At 44.2% G+C, this 16,312-nt stretch carries 15 protein-coding genes; 9 read left to right on the top strand and 6 right to left on the bottom strand.

The window, feature by feature from the left end:
- Nucleotides 1-1,277: 1,277 nt before the first annotated feature.
- The 6 genes from ACXAGL_RS19680 to ACXAGL_RS19655 all read left to right on the top strand — a co-directional run bounded on the left by ACXAGL_RS19680 (nt 1,278) and on the right by ACXAGL_RS19655 (nt 5,418).
- Nucleotides 1,278-1,751: a hypothetical protein gene (locus tag ACXAGL_RS19680; RefSeq protein ID WP_474992318.1), complete on the top strand. Its 474-nt coding sequence runs from the start codon at nt 1,278-1,280 to the stop codon at nt 1,749-1,751.
- A 261-nt stretch (nt 1,752-2,012) separates the two neighbouring features.
- Nucleotides 2,013-2,150, top strand: coding sequence for an anti-repressor SinI family protein (locus ACXAGL_RS19675; protein ID WP_474992317.1), 138 nt, complete (start codon nt 2,013-2,015; stop codon nt 2,148-2,150).
- A 663-nt stretch (nt 2,151-2,813) separates the two neighbouring features.
- Complete coding sequence (locus ACXAGL_RS19670) at nt 2,814-2,987, top strand: hypothetical protein (RefSeq protein WP_169516202.1); 174 nt, start codon at nt 2,814-2,816, stop codon at nt 2,985-2,987.
- Between the two features lie 152 nt (nt 2,988-3,139).
- Complete coding sequence (locus tag ACXAGL_RS19665; protein ID WP_202410643.1) at nt 3,140-3,316, top strand: hypothetical protein; 177 nt, start codon at nt 3,140-3,142, stop codon at nt 3,314-3,316.
- 660 nt (nt 3,317-3,976) lie between these two features.
- On the top strand, nt 3,977-4,300 hold the full coding sequence (locus ACXAGL_RS19660) for a PadR family transcriptional regulator (RefSeq protein WP_474968925.1): 324 nt from the start codon (nt 3,977-3,979) through the stop codon (nt 4,298-4,300).
- A complete protein-coding gene (locus ACXAGL_RS19655) occupies nt 4,297-5,418 on the top strand; it encodes a DUF2812 domain-containing protein (RefSeq protein WP_474992315.1) in 1,122 nt (373 codons plus the stop codon). The genes ACXAGL_RS19660 and ACXAGL_RS19655 overlap by 4 nt, the downstream gene beginning before the upstream one ends.
- Before the next feature lie 213 nt (nt 5,419-5,631).
- On the opposite strand, the gene ACXAGL_RS19650 is transcribed toward ACXAGL_RS19655, so the two are convergent.
- From ACXAGL_RS19650 to ACXAGL_RS19630, 5 genes are all read right to left on the bottom strand, one after another.
- Entirely contained in the window at nt 5,632-6,993 is a 1,362-nt protein-coding gene (locus ACXAGL_RS19650) for an aldehyde dehydrogenase (protein ID WP_474992313.1), read from the bottom strand.
- Between the two features lie 12 nt (nt 6,994-7,005).
- A complete protein-coding gene (rnz, locus tag ACXAGL_RS19645) occupies nt 7,006-7,932 on the bottom strand; it encodes a ribonuclease Z (RefSeq protein ID WP_474992312.1) in 927 nt (308 codons plus the stop codon).
- 106 nt (nt 7,933-8,038) lie between these two features.
- The gene (namA, locus tag ACXAGL_RS19640; protein WP_474992310.1) at nt 8,039-9,055 is read right to left on the bottom strand and encodes an NADPH dehydrogenase NamA; all 1,017 of its coding nucleotides are present in this window, start codon (nt 9,053-9,055) and stop codon (nt 8,039-8,041) included.
- Nucleotides 9,052-10,221, bottom strand: coding sequence for a glycosyltransferase family 2 protein (locus tag ACXAGL_RS19635; RefSeq protein ID WP_474992308.1), 1,170 nt, complete (start codon nt 10,219-10,221; stop codon nt 9,052-9,054). The genes namA and ACXAGL_RS19635 overlap by 4 nt, the downstream gene beginning before the upstream one ends.
- A complete protein-coding gene (locus ACXAGL_RS19630) occupies nt 10,221-10,970 on the bottom strand; it encodes a glycerophosphodiester phosphodiesterase (protein ID WP_474992306.1) in 750 nt (249 codons plus the stop codon). The genes ACXAGL_RS19635 and ACXAGL_RS19630 overlap by 1 nt, the downstream gene beginning before the upstream one ends.
- A gap of 81 nt (nt 10,971-11,051) precedes the next feature.
- Here ACXAGL_RS19630 and ACXAGL_RS19625 point away from each other — a divergent pair, with 81 nt between their 5' ends.
- Nucleotides 11,052-12,668: a M20/M25/M40 family metallo-hydrolase gene (locus ACXAGL_RS19625; RefSeq protein WP_474971277.1), complete on the top strand. Its 1,617-nt coding sequence runs from the start codon at nt 11,052-11,054 to the stop codon at nt 12,666-12,668.
- A gap of 46 nt (nt 12,669-12,714) precedes the next feature.
- Here the strand turns inward: ACXAGL_RS19625 and ACXAGL_RS19620 are convergent, their stop codons facing one another.
- Complete coding sequence (locus tag ACXAGL_RS19620) at nt 12,715-14,238, bottom strand: AbgT family transporter (RefSeq protein WP_474992304.1); 1,524 nt, start codon at nt 14,236-14,238, stop codon at nt 12,715-12,717.
- A 216-nt stretch (nt 14,239-14,454) separates the two neighbouring features.
- On the opposite strand from ACXAGL_RS19620, the gene ACXAGL_RS19615 reads away from it, so the two are divergent.
- Both ACXAGL_RS19615 and ACXAGL_RS19610 read left to right on the top strand, forming a co-directional pair.
- Nucleotides 14,455-15,420, top strand: a complete 966-nt coding sequence (locus ACXAGL_RS19615; RefSeq protein WP_474992303.1) for an MBL fold metallo-hydrolase — start codon at nt 14,455-14,457, stop codon at nt 15,418-15,420.
- 4 nt (nt 15,421-15,424) lie between these two features.
- Nucleotides 15,425-16,219 carry an SDR family NAD(P)-dependent oxidoreductase gene (locus ACXAGL_RS19610; RefSeq protein WP_474968915.1) on the top strand — a complete coding sequence of 265 codons (795 nt, stop codon included), beginning with the start codon at nt 15,425-15,427 and terminating at the stop codon, nt 16,217-16,219.
- Nucleotides 16,220-16,312: the final 93 nt, after the last annotated feature.

The following is a 16,312-nucleotide window of genomic DNA, read 5'->3' as shown; positions in this document are numbered from 1 at the left end:
ATATTTATCTCGAAACTGAGTCTTTCGCTAAAGGGCAGGTTAGTTGAAGACTCAGTTTCGAGATAATTGGCAGTTTTGAAACTAAAATCGTTTTATCTCGTACATAAGTTATATCGGATTTATACATACATTTGAAGGGGGCGGTATCATTAGATTTTTTGTACTATTTATTCTAGTTTCATTATTATTTTCTGGCTGTTCTGGTGAGAAAAGAGACGAGACGCAAATAATACGAGGTGAATCCTCATCTTGGGATGCGAATGTTGAAGTAGTTTTTTCAAATTCAGAAGAACAAGATACATACCATATTGGAGGAAACCTAAAATTCAAGAAAGACTATACTCCAAAAGAGATTGAATATAATATATCCTATCCATCTGGAGAAAGTCAGGGTACTTTGGAAGCTTTGGAAGGAAAAAGTATTACGATACCTAATGGTGGTGGTACTCGTCTTAGTTCAATAGGTGATATTGAGGAATTTGCTAGTGCCATTACATTAAATGTAAGATGGAAAAATAATGACGGAGCGATGTTGAAGGAAAACATACAATTAAATTAAATCATCAGTTAGGTGATGATTTGATTTATTAGAATATCTTGAATTCAATTCTTCCCGTAAAGGGGGCGATTGCTTAATAGAGTATTAGCCCTTTATTAAATAAGCACAAGGAATATGAGGGAATTAATCTTAACTGACGGAGCAGGTTAGTGGAAGAAGAAAAGTTACTATTTATAAGGTATTAGTTGTATTTTTTAAAATTAGATGTGCGTAGTTTGATGGGGAGGTAAAATGAGGAAATTCATAGAAAAAATAATTTATTTTGTGTTCACAATTTTAATTTTTGTGGTGTTATGGAAAGTTACAGGTGAAGTTTGGGAGGAATTTGTTCCTTTGAATTATAAAACAAATTTAATAGGACTTATTTTTGTATCACCTATAATAATTATACTTTCATTTGTGTTATCCAGTTTGACTTTTCATTTTATTAGGAAATCTGGATAAAGGTTTGTTATTGCATTAACGGGTGCTAAAGTAAAAAAACAGTGAGAGATATATCGGATTCGAGACATCCGTTAACGGGGGCGATTCTATAAGAGAGAATTGCCTCCTTTTTTTGGTTTGGGTATGATACTTGAAGATTTAGGTTCGCGGTAATAATATTTGAAACTTTAATAATTCTAAATCGTATGTGAAATATGAGACCTTTTGCATGTATATGCTGTAGACTACACTTTTAACATGCAATCAACAACATGTTCTTAGAAGGGGAGATAGTATGAAAAAATTATTACTAATGATAACTTTACCATTGATTTTAGTGGCGTGTAGTTCGACAAGTGCATTACATAAATTCAATAATGATGAGCTGAGCAAAAAAACGGAAGATTTGGCTTTTAACCCCCAACTTCCGACAGAACTTCCATTTGAAGTAGAACGAGCTGACTTTAGTCATCCTCCTAAGGTGCAGAAACCATATAAAACTTTAACTTTTGATTTCTATGGAGAAAATAAGGAGCACCTTAGTTTATTAACTGTAAACGGAGGTGACGTTTCTTCTACTTCTCAAGAAGAATATCAAGATGTACAAGTAGGGGATAAATCTGGAAAATATTTTGTCGATAGTTCAGGAAATAAGACTTTGAGATGGGCAGAAGGAAAGATTCATTATGTTTTAAAATATTTTGCTGAACAGTCGGAAACTAAAGTTGAAAAAAATGATTTAATTGAGGCAGCAGAGTCTTTTCAATAGTATCAAGAAGGAAATTATTTTACCTTGGCCTACAAATTATATCTTAAAAAATTAATTCTTGAAGAATTGGGGGCGATTGCTTAATAAGAGCAATCGCTTTTCTACTAGTGGGTAGTTATCTAAAGGGCGAAACACACGTGTTGAATCAATTAATCAATAGTCAATTTAAATTAAGTGATATATTTGACAATAAATAACAGTAATTGCAGAACTTCAATGATATTATGATACAAAATTCCAAATTTATAGAGGGGTATTCTGTTGAGTACTAAATTAAAAATTTATTTGATCACATTGGATCCAGAGTGGATAAGATTAATAAAAGAAGCGAGGGACATAGGCTTATCTATTAATGAAGTCCAGTCTTATCTAGACAAAAATGAAGAAGATGAAGTTTGATGGGGAACTGACAATACTAGTTCCTAATGATCCAAGGACAATCAAGCAGGCGGGGAAGGGGGGAGAAGTAAGTTAAATGGAGGCTTTCAGTAGAAAGTAATCATTATGCGTAATAAGATAAGTACCAGTATTTTCGTGTAATCGAATGATGGGTGTAGTGAAAAACCAATGACAATGAGTTGTTCTTCTTGGAATTATAAATCTTAAATCCTTTTTCTAACGCAGCATTTTCCAAGAGGTTAGTTTCTTGGGTCATCATTTTAGATAATTCTTGGTTGTGAATCCTTTCTATTAAGAAAGAATAAAGTTGAAAAATTTGTTTAATATTCCATTCGCAATAAGGATTCATAGTGCACCTCCAAAACAAATTTTTTTACGGATCATTTGGTTTCTATACAAATTTTCTCACATATCATAGTAGTTTTAAATAAATCTGTTTTAACATAACGGAAACGAAGGGGCGGTTCTAGCACTTCTGATATAGGCATAGGAACCACCCCTGGCTTTGATTATCTTGAATTCGAGTCTTACATAAACGGGGGGCATTTCTTCAATTGAAGGATCGCCTTTTTTACATTGGTATAGTTTGGGAATGTACTCCGTTGGTAATAGAGGTCAGTAAGGCCAGAGATTAAATATAGGTAGTAGGAGGAGAATTGCAATATGAATAAAAGAATTAAAGATCGCATTATCTCTGCACTCGCTTATGCAGTCGCTGCTATTCTCTTCGGATACTTCATATTCGGTGAAATGAACTGGTCACTTGTATTAGGATTAACGCTAGGCGGTTTCACTTTTCCTATAACAGGCAAGTTTGGGCGTAGTAACACATCGTAAAAACCTCTCGAATTCAAGTCTTAAAGACATGGGGGCGTTTACTTAATAGCGTGCCCCCTTGTTACATAATGAAAACAGGTCCTATTTCAAGACCAGCCAATCGAAATGACGAGAGTTATGTATAAGTACGTCATAAAGGAGAGATGAAACTAATGAAGCATTTAATAGGTTTGTATGTTGTTATGGCAACGATGGTATTTGTTACTTTAACAAGTGAATATATTTTCAAAGGTGATTTTTCAGCTATTGCAAGTTGGTTCATAACTATGTTATTTCTTCTTGGAACTATATTTTTTGTGAATGCAAGGTATTTTTTATCTGAAAAGTAAAACGGTGAGTAAGTTAAATGCTTACTAAAAGATATCTTGAAACCAACTCTTTCGCTAATGGGGGCAATTCTGAAACAGATGATTGCCCCCTTTTAATTTTCAGAAAATTATCCATAAAGGTGATACTCTTAACTTTTCTGTTTTTACAAGTCTTATACTTATCGGTAAAAGTTAAGAACGATAAAAATATCAACTATTATGTACCTGCCTTTATTGTAAGTATAGCTACAGCTTGGTCTATTTTAAAAACCTTTACTATGAGTGGATTTGGTGTTATCACCTCATATTTTTTTCTACTATAGGGTTATTCATTTTATTTGTCTTTACCAAACATCCTCCGTTTTCAAAAGAAAAAATGGAAGGTCCTCTTGAAATTGAGTCTTCAACTAACGAGAGATTTAGTTCATTAAGCCAATTGTAAAAAAAGGAACTTCCACAAATTTGGGAGTTCCTTTTTTCTAGTAATATTACACTAAACTTTAACAAAGTCATTTTTAATAAGCCTTTTAAAAAGGAGGATTTCCTGTAGGATGGAAAAATTGTGAAATTTAGATGGTTAGATATCTTTAAAGTTTATGTCCAAAAATTCTCGCGCTTTATGTCACAGTGTGATACAGTCGTAGTGTGACATACTTAAAAATGGAAAAAGGGGATTAATTAATGAAAAAGCCAGAAAAAACTTACATACCTATGACTGAAACGGCTTTCTACATTTTGCTTGCATTAACTGAACCCCGCCATGGCTATGGCATTATTAAACACGTTGAAAATCTGACACAAGGGAGAATAAGTTTAGGTTCGGGGACTGTGTATGGAACATTGACGAAGATGCAACGCGATGGTTTGATCGTCAAGTATGCAGATGGTGAGCGGAAAAAAGTATATGAAGTTACAGAAGACGGTAAAAAGATCATGAGAATGGAGATAGAAAGACTTAATGAACTCTACAATAATGCAGTCAGATATAAGGGGGAGTTTTTATGACCACATCGATTTTTCGACCCTTTTGGAGTTACGATCCGATTAAAACGGAACAATGGCTGGAAAAGAAAGCAAGCGAAGGGCTTTTTTTGACTGGACTCAATCGGTGGACAAGAAAGTTCTATTTTAAAAGAGAGGATCCTAAAACCTGTGTCTATAGACTTCAATATGAGAAGGTTGACCACTTCCCACAGGCTTTAGTTGAGGCAGGCTGGAAATCGGTTGCGAAAGAAGGTCGTTGGAGAATGATCTGCCATGAGGGTGCTGCGAACAAGGAGCCTATAAGGGATAACATGGCCTCAAGGAACAAAGTTCATTACTATACTTACATGGCGGTTTTCATTTATATGCTTATCGCAGCCGGAATGGCTGGAATGCTGACTCTCACAGTACTTTTAGGTGGTGGATCAGCGACGTTCGTTCCCAGTCCTTATTGGGCAATAACTATTACTGTAGGACTGACGCTTTGGACCGTAATTCCTTATTCAACACTCACGTTACATAAAGGGTTGAAAAAACTGAAAGTAGATCCATCATCTTCTACAGATCGGAACTCAAGCCTTATCAAGTTTACGAAATGGCGTTTAGCCTGGGTGTTTGCTCCTGACCGTTTAGAAAAATGGCTGGAGTGTATGGAACAAAAAGGATATCAGTTAGAAAAAGTCAGCAGATGGGGGCTTAGGTTTTCCTTCAGTGAAGGAGAACCGAGAATGGTAAGCTATGCGGCTGATTTTCAAAAAACGATTGAATCGGACTATTTTTATATGCATAGCGATCAAGGGTGGAGTCAATTGTTTCATTCTTCTTCTCTGTTTATGTCTTGGACATTATGGGCGAAAATGTACACTCATGATGAGGAAAGACCCCAACTGTACACTGACCCCCATCACAAGTTAAAGCATGCCAAGCGTGTTACTCTGTGGCAGGGGGGAATATTTTTACCTTTGGTGATTCTCTATATATGGTTAATCACAATGAATATCAATGGGATTTTTCAGGGGGAAATTCTTGATTCGACCTTTTGGGTGGTATTTGTGCAAACCATCATCGTCATCGAATTCGGTTATTTTTTTGTTCGTTCATTATTGTATTATAGCCGAGTTAGGAAGACGATACAGTGATGGAAAGAATGCTTACACACTTCCTTAATAAGGCTCGTGAGACTTGAATATTGAATGGATAGGTTTTATTCAACCTTCATTTATCTTGAAATCAATTTTTAAATTATTGGGTGCTTTAGTTCAATAAGCCAATTGTAAAAAAGGAACTTCCACAAGATTGGAAGTTCCTTTTTTCTAGGAATATCAACTCTAAACTTTAACAGAGCCTTTTAATTAACCGAAGATCCGCTTCATGATAGCCAGTCCAAGGGATGAACCGGGGTAACGGAAGCTTTGATCGAATTTAGTGGTTTGTTTTGTGATGCTCTTCTGATGGGTGAACGTGTCAAAGCTGGCCTGGCCGTGGTAATGACCCATGCCGCTTTCACCAACGCCCCCGAAGGGGAGGTGAGGGTTGATAATATGGTAAAGGGTGTCATTGATACAGCCTCCACCGAATGAAATGCGGTTGAGTACCTGCTGCTGTTCGATTTCATTTTCTCCGAAGTAATAAAGGGCCAGTGGTTTTGGACGTTCGTTGATCTGTTCAACCACCTCATCCAGTTCATCATAGGTGAGGACCGGCAGAATCGGTCCGAAAATCTCATCCTGCATCACAGGATCAGCCCAAGTCACCTGATCGAGGATGGTGGGAGCGATTTTCTCCCGGCGTTCATCGACAGCTCCCCCGACAACGGTGGTACCGGACGTTAGATAATTGGAAAGTCTCTCAAAGTGGGAGGCATTCACGATTTTCGTATAGTCCGGGTTTTTGAGAGGATGTTCTCCGTAGAACTCCTGGATGTACTTCTTCATCGATCGGATCAGGTCAGCCTTCACTTCATGATGGACGTACAAATAGTCTGGAGCAATGCAGGTCTGCCCGGCATTGGTGAATTTCCCCCAGACAATTCGTTTGGCAGCAAGGTCTACGGAAGCATCTTTATGGACGATGGTTGGACTCTTCCCGCCAAGTTCGAGGGTGACTGGAATCAACCGTTGGCTCGCTTTTTCCATGATGATTTTCCCAACCGGAACACTGCCTGTGAAGAAGATGTAGTCCAGAGGCTGGTCGAGCAGCTCCTGCGTCACGTCCTTATCCCCTTCGACAACAGCGATATAGGAGGAAGGGAAGTACTGCTCCACCATCTTTTTCAATACCCAGGAAACGGTCGGTGTCAGTTCGGAGGGTTTAAGGATGACCGTATTTCCGGCCGCAACGGCTCCGATCACCGGGGCGAGGGCCAGCTGAATCGGATAATTCCACGGGGCAATGACAAGGACGGTTCCGAATGGCTCTTTTTTGATGTAGTTTTTTGAACCGGTATGTGTGAGAGGCGCTTTAACCTTTGTCGGCTGCATCCAGTTTTTCAACTGTTTAAGATGATGGTCGATTTCACTCTTCAGAAAAGCAATCTCTGAGGCATAGGCTTCATATTCGGATTTGTTCAAATCAAATTTTAATGCATTCAAAATCGGTTTTTCAAAGGTGGTGAGCATCTGTTTCATCTTCTGCAGCTGCTCCCTGCGAAAGGTGTAGCTTCTCGTGTGACCTTCCTGGAACCATGATTTTTGTGCTTGTACAATGGTATGCATCCTGGGGCCTCCTCAATGATTTCTAGAAATATAATGCTGGTAAAAATCTTTGGAAATGGTCGTATTCGGGAAAATTTCCCTGGCTTCATCCAGCAGCTGCTGGACGGCTGTCCCCTGGTACCTGGATGAGATGTGGTTGAGAATCAGCTCACGCACACCGGCTTCTTTAGCGAGGGAGGCGGCCTGTTTCACGGTGGAGTGGAAATAATTAAAGGCCATTTCCTCCTGGTCACCGGCAAACGTTGCTTCATGAACGAGGACATCAAAGCCTTTCAAGGGGCCAGCAAGCTCCTGGAGACAGCGGGTATCACCAAGAATGGCCACTTTCCTTCCTTTTTTAGGGGGACCGGTGACATCGTTCCGTCGAATGATTCGTCCATCCTCCAGCTCTGTTTCCGGCCGGCTTTTAATCTGCTGATAAAGAGGGCCTGGCTGGATACCAAGCTCCTGCAGCTTTGATGGGAGGAGTTCACCGAGCTGGTCCTTTTCCTTTAGGAGATACCCAAAGCTCTCAAGCCCATGCTCCAGACGGACAGCTTCAACAATAAACTGTTTATCCTCAAACAACAGCCCCTCTTCAACCTCTTCGACATACAGAGGGTAGCGCAGGTGTGTTCCGCTTAATCTCAAGCTGATATCAATGTATTCTTTTAATCCGCGAGGGCCGTAAACGGTTACAGGACTCTCGCCGCCCTGGAAGGACCGGCTGCTTAATAAACCGGGCAGCCCGTATATATGGTCGCCGTGCAGGTGGGTAATGAAAATAGCTTCGATTCTGCGGGGCCTTATCGTTGTATTCAGGATCTGCTGCTGGGTGCCTTCCCCGCAGTCAAAGACCCATGTCGTTCCCCGTTCTTCGAGCATTCGTAAAACGAGCGAAGAAACATTCCGCTCTTTTGATGGGACTCCGGATCCTGTCCCTAGAAAAAATAGTTCCATAGCAACACACTCCTACTTTCTCCATGATACCATCCGCGGAAGGAGAACTCACTTCATATGGTACAAAAAACTGCCGGACTTGGATCCGACAGTTGAGGTGCATCCTTTACCAGGCTCTTGTATACGGCCTTGGTCCTTCTAATGAATAACCAAGATCATCAGCAGCCTGTTTCGGCCAGTAAGGGTTCCTTAAAAAGGCGCGGGCGATGAAGATCAAGTCGGCCCGTTCGTTCTGCAGAATTTCCTCTGCCTGTATCCCGCTGGTAATTAACCCGACGGCTCCTGCCGCGATATCCGCCCCGTGCTTGATCTGTTCAGCAAATGTCACCTGATAACCGGGATAAGGCTCGATGGATGCAGGGACGACGCCCCCGGAGCTGACATCGATGAGATCCACTCCCTGCGTCTTCATCTCGGAGGAGAAATAAAGAAAGTCATCCATGGTATTCCCATCCTCATGATATTCTTCACCGGATATCCGTACAAACAATGGACCGGACCACACTTCTTTGACGGCTTCAATGACTTTACGAAGAAAGAGATACCGGCTCTCGCGGCTGCCTCCGTATTGGTCCGTCCGGAAGTTGGTGAGCGGGGACAAAAACTGGTTGATCAAGTAGCCATGGGCGGCGTGGAGTTCGATGATATCGAATCCGGCTTTTTCTGCACGTCCGGCACTTTTGCGGAAAGCTTCGATGGCTGATTCAATTTTTTCCTTGGACATTTCCACAGGTTCTTTCATCGAAGAGTTGAATGCTTTTGCGCTGGGAGCGAAAATCTCTCCCTTGAGATTCGCTTTACGTCCGGCATGCGCAAGCTGTATGGCGGAGGCAGCTCCATGACGGTGAATGCCATCATTGATTTTCTTCAATCCTTCGATTTGGTCATCCTCCCAGATGCCGAGGTCCTCGTGGGAAATCCTTCCTTCCGGTAGAACGGAGGTGGCTTCAATCATCACAAGACCCGCCTGACCGGCAGCGCGGCTTTCGTAGTGGGCGAGGTGGAAGGGCTGGACTCTTCCGTCCTGTTCGTGTGAGGAATACATACACATGGGAGACATAACGATCCGGTTTTTTAACGTGACGTTTTTTATCGTGCAGGGTTGGAATAATTGATGTTTCATTCAGACTCCTCCTTGGTGTCCCGGAAATTCTGTTTCAGTTCACGCAGCGAATACCGGCTTCCCCGCCACTCAATGCCGCCTCTGAACCATGTCAGGATGAGGGCCCGTGCCAGCATGTAGAGAAACAGAACAGCGGACAGCGGAAGGACAGAAGCAAGCCACAGTGGATACGTTGTAAACGCCCGGGTCGATAAGATATATAAATAAAATAACAAAAGGACATTGATGAAGCTAATCATCTGCACGGAGGAATCGGGATGAAACAAAAGGAAAAAAGGAAGGACCTGGGATAGAAAGACACCAAATAAAGCAGAAATGGAAAGCAGAAATGAGTAGTTCAGTCCGGCAAAGGCGTTTTTCTCAAACCCTTTCAGGGCGGAAGGGAGATCTGGATACCATTCAACAGAGAGGTGCTGGGTAGCGGAAACGAACATTTGAGAGCAGCGTGCGGCTTTCATCCGCTGACCAAGAGCCAGATCATCGTCCGCCCGCATTTTCATTTTTTCATGACCGCCGATATGTTGATACGCCTCAGCTTTCATGAACTGGAAGGCACCAATACCCATCCCTTTAGTTGACCCCGGATCATTTGCGGTCCACGGCCGTTTCAAGTAACTGAACCCGAATAAGAAAAAAGAGATTAAACCTTTTAAAAGGAACGAACCGGCCTTGAGATCAGGAGCGGCTGTTACATAGTCGAGCTGGTGTCTTTCCATCAGCTTCACGGCATATCGGAGGGTATCCTCGTGAAAATGGATATCCGCATCTGTAAATAATAGATAGTCTCCTCCGGCCTTGGAGGCTCCCAGGTGAAGGGCGTGATTTTTACCGAGCCAGCCTTCCGGGAGATCCGTCACGTGGACAGGGATAATTTGCGGGTGACGGGCAGCTGCCTCATCAATCCATGTGCCCGTCTTGTCGGTAGAACGGTCATTGACAACGATGATTTCATCAGGAGGGAGGGTTTGTTGAACAAGGGAGTCCAGCGTCTGGATGATTGCTTTTTCCTCGTCTTTAGCAGCGATGATAATGGAAATGTCCGCGACCGGATCTGAATGTGAAAGGCCGGCCGAAGACAGGGAGGGGATGTTCCGTATCCCTGTCTTAAAATCAACAAGTAGAACGACCCATACAACTGCTGCCAGCACGTAGATCCAGAACAGCATTATCGGCCACTCCGTTTATGGTGCAGCTCCCTGTATTCAAGAGCAAGGTGGGGCATATCGGTGAAAATGCCGTTGACTCCAAGCTTGTAGCATTTTTTCATCATGGCCGGTCGATTGACGGTATAGATCCGCAGGGCCAGTTTTTCCTTCGCTGCCTGTTTAACGAGGCGTTTGTCCAACAGTCGGTGTTTCACATGAAGGGCGTCAGCCTGCAGGGATTTCGCATAGTGAGGAAGCCGCCTCATTTTTGTAGAGGTGAGAAAGGCTGTCTCCACGGAAGGATTGATTTCTTTCATCCGTTCGATAGAATCCGAATTGAAGCTTGATATGACGGTCCGTTCCAGGACGTGATACCGCTTTAAGGAATCGTAGACGATGCGTTCAATATTCTTGTATTCAATGACATTCGTTTTTAATTCCACATTCAGGAACATCGGCTGGTCACGAAACCAGCGAAGGAACTCGTCTAGTGATACAATGGATGTATCAGAAAATTCCGGCGAAAACCAGCTTCCAGCATCAAGAAGCCGGAGTTCCGCATATGTATAATCTTGTACGAACCCGGTTCCGTTCGTCGTACGTCTCAGGTTTTCATCATGAATGAGCACGGGAACCTGGTCTTTCGTCAGCTGGACGTCGGTTTCAATTCCCTCTGCGCCAGCCTGACGAGCCAGCTCAAAAGCGGGCATGGTGTTTTCCGGAGCCAGTTTACTTGCTCCTCTGTGGGCATAAACGAGTGTTTTTACCAAGGGGGTCACCTCTTCCAAGTGGGCTCTATGAGTCTGATTGTGTTTGATATTCTGTGAAAAGTCAACAAGGAGTGTGGAGTGATGAAGGTATGGCAGACGAAAGAACAATTGACGGATCTGCTCTGCTCGCTGGTGGAGTATCCGAGTATTACGAACAGCGATGAAGAGATCGCCATCATTGAATACTTATATTATATTTTGGAGGACAGGGATTATTATAAAAAGCATCCCGATCATCTTAAACGGCATCCTCTTGATGATGGACGACAGCTTCTCACTGCGCTTGTGAAAAATGGAGAAGCGGAGGAAACCATCGTCCTGCTTGCCCATGTGGATGTCGTTGGTGTCGAAGATTACGGATCGTATCAGAATCTGGCGTTCTATCCACGGGAGTTAACGCAGGAACTACATAAAAACAGCAGCGACCTGCCAAAAGAAGCGTTGAAGGACTTGGAATCCGGAAACTGGCTCTTTGGGCGGGGGACGATGGATATGAAAGCTGGTCTAACTGTTCATTTGTCTCTTTTGGAAAAGGCGATGAATGGTGAATTTGAAGGAAATCTACTGCTCATTGCGGTTCCTGATGAGGAAGTGAACTCTGAGGGGATGCTTGCAGCACTTCCGGCCTTGAGGGAAATCAAAGAACAAGAAAATCTCGTGTATAAGACCGCTTTGAACGGTGAGCCGATGTTCAGTAAGTATCCGGGTGATCCGGCCTACTATTTATATACCGGTTCCATAGGGAAAGCGCTGCCCGGTTTCCTGTGTTACGGGAAGGAAACCCATGCAGGAGAGCCCTTCGGCGGTCTGAATGCCAATTTAATGGTCAGCTATCTGGCTCAGGAAATGGAGCTGAATGAAGCCTTTATCGAAAAGGTCGGGGAGGAGCGGACACCGCCGCCGATCAGTTTGATGCAGCGGGACTTGAAATTTGAATATTCCGTACAGACCCCGCAGGCAGCTGTGGCCATGTACAACGTCCTGTATATGAAGCAGACGATCAAGGAATTGAATGAGAAGCTGCTGCTGGCCGCCCAACGTGCAAAAGCCAAGATCATCAACCATTATCATCATCAGGCATCGTATTATTTAGAAGGCACCCAGACGTCAGCCTTTCATCCGGATATCACGATCCTTACGTATGACCAGCTTTACAAAGAAGCGGTCGAAAGGTATGGGGAGATGGAAGTGGAACGTCGGCAGAACCGGCTTGTGAAACTGCGTGATCAGGGAGATCGTGATTTCTCAACGACTCTCGTGCAGAGTCTCGCTTCCCTGTGTAAGGATATCAGTCCGATGATTGTTCTTTTTTACAGTCCACCGTTTTACCCGGCGGTTTCCTCGCACCACGATCCAATGATCCAGCACGGAGCGCAGACAGCTATGGATTATGCCCGTACACATTATGGAGAAGAACTTGAAGTAGTGGAGTACTTTACAGGGTTGTCAGATTTGAGCTTCATCGGCCCGACATCCGCCCGCTCGTCCCTGACGGATTTGACGAAACAGATGCCGATTCACGGAAATGGGTTTGAATGGCCGGCGGAAGACATGGAATCGATCACAATGCCGATTATTAACGTAGGCCCTCTGGGTAGGGATCCTCACCAGTGGACGGAGCGGCTTGAGTTGACCTACAGTTTTGAAAAGCTTCCAAAAATCGTAACCGAAACGATTCACGAACTATTTAAAGCGTGAAGCACATAAGAAAAGCCTGGAATGAAAATCATTCCAGGCTTTTTGATTATCCATTGTATTCAAATCCGGCACCAGGGCCGATGGGAAGACCTGTCATCATCCAGATGAGGAGCATAATCATCCAGATGATGAAGAAGGCAATGGAATAAGGGAGCATAGCGGAAATCAGTGTACCAATGCCCACTTTTTTATCATATTTTTGTGCAAAAGCAATCACAATCGCAAAGTACGGCATCAACGGTGAGATGACGTTGGTCGTAGAATCGGCAATCCGGTAGGCAAGGGTTGTCAATTCCGGTGAATAACCGAGCTGCATCATAAGTGGCACGAAGACCGGCGCCATAATGGCCCATTTAGCGGAAGAGCTTCCGATAAATAAGTTGATGAATCCGGCCACAAAAATGAAGGCGATGATCAGGCCGATGCCTGTAAAGCCAAGGTTATCGAGGAATTCCGCGCCACTGACGGCAATCACTTTACCAAGGTTGGTATGGTTGAAGTAGGCAACGAACTGTCCTGCCGTAAAGGCAAGGACGATGTACATGCCCATGGAAGCCATCGTATCGGACATCTGCCCGGCGACATCCTTATCGTTTTTAATTTCCTTCGTCACTTTTCCATAAATAAATCCTGGGACAAAGAACAGAATCAATATAACAGGAACGAGACTGTGGAAAAATGGAGACGCAAGAAAATCATCCGGATCACGCAGCGGTCCCCACTCCGGTACAACAAGCAGAGCCATGAGAGCGATGGTCACGATGAAACCGATCAGTGCACCTGTCATTCCTTTTTTCTCAATGGCTGTTAAGTAGTTGACTTCTTCCTTCACGCCGCCCTTATAGGTGCCAAGACGCGGCTCAACGATTTTATCTGTCACAATGGTACCGACAATCGTTAATACAAACACAGAGGCAATCATGAAGTAATAGTTCATCGTATACAAAATCGTATCCGCATACTCCGGATCGATGGTAGCAGCTGCCTGGATCGTTAAATCACCAAGCAGTGGATCCAGAGCGGTCAGCAGCAGGTTGGCACTGAATCCGGCGGATACACCGGCAAAAGCAGCTGCAAGTCCAGCAAGCGGATGTCGGCCGAGGCCGGCAAACAGTACGGCACCGAGGGGCGTCAAGACGACATACCCGGCGTCTGCGGCCATACTGGACATAATTCCTCCGAAAACGAGGGAAGCGGTCATTAATGAGCGTGGCACGGAAGTAACGAGACCCCGGAGCATCGCACTGATCAATCCGGACCTTTCAGCAATCCCGATACCCAGCATCGTGACCAACACGGTTCCAAGTGGTGCGAATCCTACAAAGTTTTCAACCATGCTTTCAAACATATATTTAATACCTTCACTGGAAAGCAGATTCACCACCTGCAGGGTTTCACCTGAAGCGGGATCTTCCACTTCAACACCTGCTGTGGAAGCAATCCATGAAGCAATGATGACCAGCAGTGCAAAAACAGCAAACAATGTAACAGGGTGGGGAAGTTTGTTCCCGATACGTTCCACGCCGTCAAGCAGGCGCATTGTCAGCCCTTTTTTCTCCTGTTTTTCCATGATTCTCCTCCTTACAGCTTTTCAAAAAGTTCTTTCTTTTACATAGACGCGTTAAAGTATAAAGAATTGTAAGACTTTTTTGAAGGGTGTTTGAAAAAGTGCTACTAGAAAGAGTATTACGAATTATAGGATATTTAAACATCCGTATGCGGGAAATCCGAAAAGAAACATGGTACAATATAAGAAATGAATGTTCATTCAGTTTGGAGGAAGGGTATGAAAACATTGAAAGATACAATTACTCAAATCACAATGCCTACGCCCTATGCGGTGGGAGATGTCCATACGTACCTGTTGAAAGGGGACCGCCTTACCCTTGTGGATGCCGGTGTCCGTACAGAAGATGCCTGGAACGCGCTTGTCGATCAGTTGAAAATGACAGGGTACAGGCCTGAGGATATTGAGCAGGTGATCCTTACTCATCATCATCCGGACCATATGGGTTGGGTGGATCGTTTTTCACGTGTCCAGACGATCGCAGGTCATCCTAAATTGAAGCCGTGGCTGGAGAGGGATGACAGCTTCTTTGAACGGTACGAATCATTTTTTAAGTGGGTGTATAAGGAATCGGGTGTCCCGGAGCGCTTTGATTCTCTATTGAAAGGGCTGAAAAAACCGCTGAAATGGACGGCAGAAGGGAAAATGACGCACCTCCTGGAAGAAGGCTGTATTCTCCCCGGCCATGACGAATGGGAGGTGCTTGAAACCCCTGGGCATGCCCAGAACCACCTGTCCTTTTTCCGGAAAGACGACGGTGCCTTGATCGGGGGAGATCATCTTCTTGCCCATATTTCCTCCAACCCTTTACTGGAGCCTGCCTACAGTCCGGGAGAAGGACGGCCGAAGCCTCTTCTTCAGTACCGGGCTTCCATGAAGAAACTGCTTCCTTTGAACATGAACACGGTTTATCCGGGCCATGGGAAGGTGTTCGGTGATGTGAATGCTCTTATACAAACCCGTCTGACAAAGCAGGAGCAGCGGGCGGAAAAAGTTTTCCGCATGTTTAAGGACGGACCGCAGCGTGCCTATGACGTATGTGAGCGTCTGTTTCCCAAGCATGTAGAATCCCAGCTTGGGCTGACGATGTCGGAGACCGTAGGACAGCTGGATTATTTGGAGTCGATAAATCGGCTGAAAACCTCTATCATAGAAGGGGAGAAATTTTACGAAATGAACGGGTGATCATATGAATGAACGTTTAAAGGGAAAAAAGATCCTGATTACCGGGGCCTCCAGCGGAATCGGACAGTTTCTTGCCATCCATGCAGCATCAGAAGGTGCTGTTCCGATTTTGACGGCCAGGTCAGAGGATAAACTGGAACTGATGAGTGAAACCATCGAAAGCACTTTCGGCACATCCTGTCCGTGGTATAAAGCCGATCTGTCCAATGATGCAGAATGGAAAGACACCATTGACAAAATCTGCTATGAACAGGGGTCTGTCGATGCATTGATTAACAATGCAGGGGTGGCGGTGTTCGATTATGTAGCCGATTCAAACTGGCAGGATATTGACCGGATGGTGTCAGTCAATGTGACGTCATTGTTCCGCGCAACTCATCAACTGCTGCCCCACCTGCTTCAGAACGGGGAAGGGCATATTGTGAATATCGCCTCCCAGGCTGGGAAGATGGCGACGCCGAAATCCGCTGTTTACGCCGCTACGAAACATGCCGTGCTTGGGTTTACCAACGCCTTAAGGATGGAAGTAGAGCCGCTCGGCCTTCATGTAACGAGCGTCAACCTCGGTCCTGTCCGGACAAACTTTTTTAAGCAGGCGGACCCGAGTGGGAATTATGAAAAAGCCGTGGATAAGATGATGCTGGATCCGAATAAGGTGGCAAGAGTCGTCATCAGCCGCTTATTCACGAAACAGCGGGAGATCAACCTGCCTTCCTGGATGAATTCAGGAAGTAAAGTATACGCGGTAGCTCCCTCAGCGGTCGAAAAAATCATGCATAAACAGTTTAAGAAAAAATAAGGATATCCAACCTCCGGGCCTGCTGGCCGGGGGTTTTTTTATATTTCAAGACAGGATTACAGGAATTGGAACTTGCAAACACGAACATATATT

It is taken from the genome of Halobacillus sp. ABA4_118 (genome assembly GCF_056160205.1).
Note: the sequence above shows the minus strand (reverse complement) of the source record. Positions and strands in the feature narration are given on the sequence as shown.